Below are 5,959 nucleotides of genomic sequence, written 5' to 3'. Positions count from 1 at the left end.
GGCCAGAGCTCCGGCAGGTTCGGCGGCCTGGGGGGCGGCCTTCGCTTCAGGGGCGGCCTCGACCGGGACCTCTGGCTTGGGCTCGGCCTTCTTTACCAGCACGGCGGGAGCGGGCTTGGAGGGTTCAGGCTGTGGCTCGGCCTTCGGCTCGAGGCGGACGGCGGGCGCCGAGGTGGGGGCGGGACCCTTCACCACTTTCACGGCGGCGGAGGGCTTGTGCAGGGCGAGGGGGGGCGCTTCCTGCTCCCCCTTGTGCTTGCCCTGGAAACCACGACGCAGCTGGTCCGCCTGGTCATCGGTGAGGTTGGAGCTGTGGCTCTTCCCTGGGAGGCCCAGACGCTTCTCGCAGGCCTCGATGACCTCCTGATTGGCGACTCCGAGCTCTTTGGCGAGTTGATTGATACGCAGCATGTAAGCGGATTACCTCGGCCTGGGGTGGGAAGAAGGAAGGGGGCTGCAGGACGACAGCCTACTCCCCGAAGTGAGCCTGGACGGCATCGATGAGACGGAAGGCCAGATCCTGATCCATGCCTTCCACCTGCATCAGCTGTTCGGCTGTAACAGTGTAAAGGGATTTGGCGTCGGGGTAGCCGGCGGCGGCCAGACGGTCCGCCAGGGCGGCGTCCAGGCCCTCGACCTGGAGGGTGTCCAGGAGGGTGGAGGCAGGGGCCGCGGCCACTTCTTCGGGGACATCCACGGCTTCTGGGACCGGCAGAGCCAGGCCCATGGCGACTTCCGCTTCGCGGCGCTTGTCGGCCTCGCTGCGGACATCGATGTTCCAGCCCGTGAGCTTGGCAGCGAGGCGGACGTTCTGGCCCCGCTTGCCGATGGCCACGCTGAGCTGCTCGTCGTCGACCACGACCTCCACCCGGCGGCTCTCGGGGTCGCCGAGGTTCACGCGGATGGCCTTGGCCGGGTTCAGCGCGTTGGCGATGAACTGGGCCGGGTCGTCGGAGTAGCGGACGATGTCGATCTTCTCGTTCTTCAGCTCACGGATGATGGCCTGGACACGGCTGCCCTTGAGGCCCACGCAGGCGCCCACGGGATCGACGTCGGGATCGAGGCTGTGGACGGCCACCTTGGCGCGGTCGCCCGCTTCGCGGACGCAGTTCCGGATGACCACCGTGCCGTCATGGATCTCGGGGACTTCATTCTCGAAGAGCTTGATGAGCAGTCTGGGATCGGTCCGGCTGACCTGGACCTGGGGGTCCTTGGCGCTACGGTCAACGCTGACGATGACCACCTTGATGCGCTGGCCCTTGTCGAAGCGGTCGCCACGGAGGGCCTCGCTGCGGCGGAGCATGGACTCCACCCGGTCGATCTCGAGGATGATGGCGCTCTTCTCGAAGCGCTTGACCTCGGCCACCACCACCTCGCCGATGCGGTCGGCGAACTCGGTGAAGATGCGCTCACGCTCGGCTTCGCGAACTTTCTGCACCAGCACCTGCTTGGCGGCCTGGGCGGCGATGCGGCCCAGCTGGCTGGTGTCCTGGGGCAGCCAGAGGGTGTCACCCTCGGCGGCATCCGGGTTCAGGGTCTGGGCTTCGACCAGGCTGATCTCCAGGTCCTCTTCCTCGACCTCGGCCACGACCTGCTTCAGGGCGTAGACATGGAACTCGCCGGTCTCCCGGTCCATCTGGGCCTGGAAGTTGCCGTAGAAGTCCTGGGCGTTGAAATACTTGTCCGCAGCCTTGGCGAGGGCTTCCTCCACCGCGGCAAAGACATCCTCTTCGGGAATACCCTTTTCAGCGGCGATCATCTTCACGCTGTCGAAAAAGGTCGTTGCGACGTTTGCCATTTCAGGCCTCCTCTTCTTCGGCGGCGCTTGTCTCTACGCCGTCGGCATCAGGCAGTTCGGTGAATCGCCCGACCAGGTGCTTGGGCCGGGGGGTCTTGTCTTCGTCAAACGGTGCGAGGCGCGCCTTCTGAATGCCCTCGATGGGCACGGTCTTGAGCACGCCATCCTCTTCGAGGGTGACGCTGCCATCGGCCACGGGGCCGATCCAGCCCTTGAAGCGCTTCTGGCCATTGATGGGCGCCGCGGTCTGCACGCGGCAGAGGCGGCCCGCGAAGCGCCTGAAGTGATCGGCCTTCACCAGGGGACGTTCCATGCCGGGGCTGCTCACTTCCACGCCGAGCTTCTCGCGGAGGTCGGGGAATTCCACGTCCATCCAGAGCAGCAGGCCCTCGTGGGCGGTGGTGCAGTCGTCCAGGGTGACCTTGCGGTGGCTGGTCTCTGCGTCCAGGTGGTCGATGTATAAGCGCAGGATCTCATCCTTGCCCTCTCGGACAAGCTCCAGGTGCACCAGCTCATAGCCCAGCAGGGCCAGCTGGCGCTCGAGGGGAGCCTGCACTTTCTTCAAATCCACTGAGACTCCGACAGGACAACAAAAAAGGTGGGTCGAACCCACCCAGTCTTGGGCCCGAAACGGGACACCATGGCCGAATTGAGCTTGAAGTCTAACGCTTTTCCCCCGAATGCTCAAGAGAACAGAATCTTGATGAGGGCCACAGGGGCCTTGGGATTCAATGGAATCTGGAGGTTGCCATGGCCATGATCCTGGATGGGAAGGCCCACGCGGACCGCATGCTGGAGGAGGTCCGGCAGGGGGTCGAGGGGCGCCTGGCCAAGGGCCTGAGGGCCCCGGCCCTGGCCGTGGTGCTGGTGGGCGATGACCCGGCCAGCCACGTCTACGTTCGGAACAAGTCGGCGGCCTGCACCAAGGTGGGCATCACCTCCATCGAGCACAAGCTGGCGGCAGACACCCCCCAGGCCACCCTCGACGCCCTCATAGACCAGCTGAACGCCGACGCCGGGGTGGACGGCATCCTGGTGCAGCTCCCCCTGCCCAAGGGCCTGGACTCCAAGCGTGCCCTCCACCGCATCAGCCCGGCCAAGGACGTGGACGGCTTCCATCCCATGAACCAGGGGCTGCTCCTGGAAGGCCTGCCGGGTCTCCGCCCCTGCACGCCCACGGCCTGCATGTCCCTGCTGGCCCACCACGGCGTGGCATTGAAGGGCATTCGCGCCGTAGTCCTGGGTCGCAGCGAGATCGTGGGCAAGCCCATGGCCCTGATGCTGCTGGAGCAGCACGCCACCGTCACCATCGCCCACAGCCGCACCCAGGACCTGGCCGCCGTCTGCCGCGAGGCGGATCTGCTTGTGGCCGCCGTGGGTCGCCCCGGCCTAGTGGAGGGCTCCTGGATCAAGCCCGGCGCCGTGGTCGTGGACGTGGGCATCAACCGCGTGGAGGACGAGGCCCTCGGTGCCCGGATCTTCGCCGCTGAACCCAAGAAGCTGGAGACCCTTCGCGCCAAGGGCGGGGTCCTCTGCGGCGATGTCCGCTTTGGGGAGGCCATGGAAGTGGCTTCGGCGGTGACGCCAGTCCCGGGCGGGGTGGGCCCCCTCACCATCGCCGGCCTGCTCAGCAACACCCTGGTGGCCGCGAACCAAGGCGCCTAGCTGGGCCCATTGCCGCTCGAGGGTGCGAAAAGCCGGCGCTTCGGTAACACTTGCCATGGACCCCCTGATGCCGACGCTCCTCCTGGTTGAAGATAACGAGATGAACCGGGACGCGATCTCGCGCCTCCTGGAGCGCCGTGGCTTCACCGTGATCACCGGCGAGGACGGGGAGCGGGGCCTGGAACTCTGCCGGGAGCACCAGCCAAACCTGGTGCTCATGGACGTCGGGCTTCCCGGCATCGATGGCTACGAGGCCACCCGGCAGATCAAGGCCGATCCCCGAACCGCCCACATTCCCGTCGTAGCCCTGACCGCCCGGGCCCTGACCTCTGATCAGCAGGAAGCCATGGCGGCGGGCTGCGATGACTACGACACCAAGCCCGTGGACCTGGTCCGACTGGTCGGCAAGATCAACGCGCTGCTAGGGCCGCGGGTCACCTAAGGGCACAGGCCGCCATCTACGTTGATGATCTGGCCGCTCATGTAGCTGGCCCACTCGGAGCAGAGGAAGGCCACCACGCCGGCCACTTCCTCGGGTTCGCCCTCCCGCTTGAGGATGGCCGGGGCCAGCATCTCGCGGCGCATCTCCTCGGTGATGTCCTGGGTGAGCTCGGTGTGGATGAGACCGGGATTCACGGCGTTCACCAGGACGCCGAAAGGGGCCATCTCCCGGGCCAGGCTCTTGGTGAGGGCGATCACCGCACCCTTACTGGCGCCGTAGTTGGTCTGGCCCGCCTTGCCGATGATGCCGGTGGGGCTGACGATATTGACGATGCGGCCCCACTTGCGGGCCATCATGCCGCGCACGAAGGCCTTGGTGGCGTAGACGGTGCCGCGGAGGTTCACGTTCATGACCTCCTCCCACTTCTCATCGCCCATGAGGATGAAGGGACCGTCCTGCCGGGTGCCCACGTTGTTCACGAGGATGTCCACGGGGCCCAGCTCCGCCTTCACGCGGTCGGCGGCGGCTTCCAGCTCCGCCTTCACCCGCACGTCCGCCAGGACAACCAGGGCGCGGCGGCCCAGACCCCTGATCTCGGCCGCCACGGCCTCGGCCAGGTCCAGGTTCTTCTGGGCGTGGACCACCACGTCCGCCCCCCAGTGGGCCAGCTCCACAGCAATGGCCCGGCCGATGCCCCGGGAGGATCCAGTGACGAAGGCGATGCGGCCGAGGAGGGGGGGATGGTTGAAGGGCATGGCGGGACTCGAGGAAGGCGTAACAAAACCGAAGGCAACGGATTAGGATGCACCAGGGGGGAAAGCATGTCCAAGGATCTGGTCAGCCCTGAGGCCATGGAGGCCTTCCTGGAGCGGCACCCCGACTGGGTGGCCCAGGGCGATTCCCATGGCCTGACCCTGCGCCGGCGCTTCGTGTTCTCGTCCTACCCCCGAGGGCTCGGCTTCGTGGTGGCCGCCGCGGAGCACGCCGAGGTCGTGAACCACCACCCGGACCTGACCCTGGGCTACCGGTGGGTCGTGGCCGTGCTCATGACCCACGTGAGCCTCGGCATCACCCAGCGGGACCTGGACCTGGCCGAGGCGCTGGACCGCTTGTACCTGGAGCATCTCTAGGCTTACTTCACCCGCGAACCGTGCGGGGGCAGCCGGTTGAAGCGGTCCTGCAGGGACTTCACCTTGGTGAGGTCCAGCTTCTGCGGCTGGCTTGGATCGGACTGCATGATGTCGTTCAGCTCCAGGGCCTGGAGCTTGGGGGGCGGTTGTGCGAAGGCCCTGGAGAGGCGCTCCCGCAGACCACCCAGATAGAGGGTGAATGCCTCGCGGCGCGGCGAACTGGGCGGCAGCAGGTCCCAGACCTCGACCGTGGCCTCGGGGTTGGATCGGTGGCGGGCTGACCGGACGGGGGCCCCGAGGAGCAGTCCGTCCCAGCAGCCCGGGGGCGCCAGCTGGACCCCGGCGACCGGATCCACGCCCAGCGTCGACCAGCCCTCAGGAATCCACTCAAAGTCCGGTCCCGGCGCCTGGGCGGCCAGGGTCGAGGCGAGGAGGAGGCAGCACAGAATTCGCATCGGCATAGGGATGCAGTCGAATTGTTCAGGGTTTCCGGGGCTTGGGCTTTCCCGTCCGCGGTGCGGGCTTGCCCTTGGGGCGGGCACCGGGGCCTTCCCGGCGGGGACCCGCTGACCGGTCGGCGGGCCCGAAGGACCGCTTAGGCCGGGCCTCGCTGCCCTCCGAACGCGGGCGGGCCGGGCGATCCGCGGGACCCGATGCGGGTCTGGGCCGACGGACTTCGCCATCCTCCTTGCGGGGTCGGGCTGGCCGCTCGGCGGAGCCGAAGCTGCGTCGCGGGCGCTCAGCATCATCGTCGCGACGTGGTCGGGCCGGACGATCGCCGGGGCCCGTCGTGGGCCTGGGGCGGGGGGAATCGCCCTCATCCCGGCGGGGACGGGCTGGCCGGTCGGTGGATCCAAAGGTGCGGCGGGGACGCTCGTCACCGTCCTCGCGGCGGGGGCGGGCCGGGCGGTCGCTAGGGCCGGA

Annotated in this window: 8 protein-coding genes and 1 pseudogene; 3 read left to right on the top strand and 6 right to left on the bottom strand. The window is 67.7% G+C overall.

All coding sequences use genetic code 11. From position 1 onward, the window contains the following. From WAS25_RS15475 to rimP, 3 genes are all read right to left on the bottom strand, one after another. Positions 1–411: translation initiation factor IF-2 N-terminal domain-containing protein (locus WAS25_RS15475; protein WP_422313725.1), on the bottom strand; the 411-nt coding region annotated here is incomplete at its 3' end. A gap of 58 nt (positions 412–469) precedes the next feature. Continuing rightward, entirely contained in the window at positions 470–1,798 is a 1,329-nt protein-coding gene (nusA, locus tag WAS25_RS15470) for a transcription termination factor NusA (RefSeq protein WP_422313723.1), read from the bottom strand. A gap of 1 nt (position 1,799) precedes the next feature. Then, the gene (rimP, locus tag WAS25_RS15465) at positions 1,800–2,369 is read right to left on the bottom strand and encodes a ribosome maturation factor RimP (RefSeq protein ID WP_422313721.1); all 570 of its coding nucleotides are present in this window, start codon (positions 2,367–2,369) and stop codon (positions 1,800–1,802) included. Between the two features lie 179 nt (positions 2,370–2,548). Between rimP and folD the strand changes: the two genes are divergently transcribed. Together folD and WAS25_RS15455 are read left to right on the top strand one after the other, a co-directional pair. Then, positions 2,549–3,463 carry a bifunctional methylenetetrahydrofolate dehydrogenase/methenyltetrahydrofolate cyclohydrolase FolD gene (gene folD, locus WAS25_RS15460; RefSeq protein WP_422313719.1) on the top strand — a complete coding sequence of 305 codons (915 nt, stop codon included), beginning with the start codon at positions 2,549–2,551 and terminating at the stop codon, positions 3,461–3,463. 67 nt (positions 3,464–3,530) lie between these two features. Next, the gene (locus WAS25_RS15455; RefSeq protein WP_422313717.1) at positions 3,531–3,905 is read left to right on the top strand and encodes a response regulator; all 375 of its coding nucleotides are present in this window, start codon (positions 3,531–3,533) and stop codon (positions 3,903–3,905) included. Here WAS25_RS15455 and WAS25_RS15450 read toward each other — a convergent pair. Continuing rightward, the gene (locus WAS25_RS15450; RefSeq protein WP_422313715.1) at positions 3,902–4,660 is read right to left on the bottom strand and encodes a 3-oxoacyl-ACP reductase family protein; all 759 of its coding nucleotides are present in this window, start codon (positions 4,658–4,660) and stop codon (positions 3,902–3,904) included. The two genes, WAS25_RS15455 and WAS25_RS15450, sit on opposite strands and share 4 nt — an antisense overlap. Before the next feature lie 66 nt (positions 4,661–4,726). Between WAS25_RS15450 and WAS25_RS15445 the strand changes: the two genes are divergently transcribed. Continuing rightward, on the top strand, positions 4,727–5,035 hold the full coding sequence (locus tag WAS25_RS15445) for a 4a-hydroxytetrahydrobiopterin dehydratase (protein WP_422313713.1): 309 nt from the start codon (positions 4,727–4,729) through the stop codon (positions 5,033–5,035). A gap of 2 nt (positions 5,036–5,037) precedes the next feature. Here the strand turns inward: WAS25_RS15445 and WAS25_RS15440 are convergent, their stop codons facing one another. Both WAS25_RS15440 and WAS25_RS15435 read right to left on the bottom strand, forming a co-directional pair. Continuing rightward, a complete protein-coding gene (locus tag WAS25_RS15440; protein WP_422313711.1) occupies positions 5,038–5,490 on the bottom strand; it encodes a hypothetical protein in 453 nt (150 codons plus the stop codon). A gap of 25 nt (positions 5,491–5,515) precedes the next feature. Continuing rightward, positions 5,516–5,959: pseudogene (locus WAS25_RS15435) on the bottom strand (hypothetical protein); the annotation flags it as partial.

Source organism: Geothrix sp., assembly GCF_049292215.1.
Classification (GTDB): Bacteria; Acidobacteriota; Holophagae; order Holophagales; family Holophagaceae; genus Geothrix.
This window is presented reverse-complemented; position numbering and strand designations above follow the sequence as displayed.

Excerpts from the sequence above, each read along its gene's own strand:
- nusA (WP_422313723.1), bottom strand. The coding sequence starts at position 1,798 with ATGGCAAACGTCGCAACGACCTTTTTCGACAGCGTGAAGATGATCGCC.
- folD (WP_422313719.1), top strand. The coding sequence starts at position 2,549 with ATGGCCATGATCCTGGATGGGAAGGCCCACGCGGACCGCATGCTGGAG.
- WAS25_RS15455 (WP_422313717.1), top strand. The coding sequence starts at position 3,531 with ATGCCGACGCTCCTCCTGGTTGAAGATAACGAGATGAACCGGGACGCG.
- WAS25_RS15450 (WP_422313715.1), bottom strand. The coding sequence starts at position 4,660 with ATGCCCTTCAACCATCCCCCCCTCCTCGGCCGCATCGCCTTCGTCACT.
- WAS25_RS15445 (WP_422313713.1), top strand. The coding sequence starts at position 4,727 with ATGTCCAAGGATCTGGTCAGCCCTGAGGCCATGGAGGCCTTCCTGGAG.
- WAS25_RS15440 (WP_422313711.1), bottom strand. The coding sequence starts at position 5,490 with ATGCGAATTCTGTGCTGCCTCCTCCTCGCCTCGACCCTGGCCGCCCAG.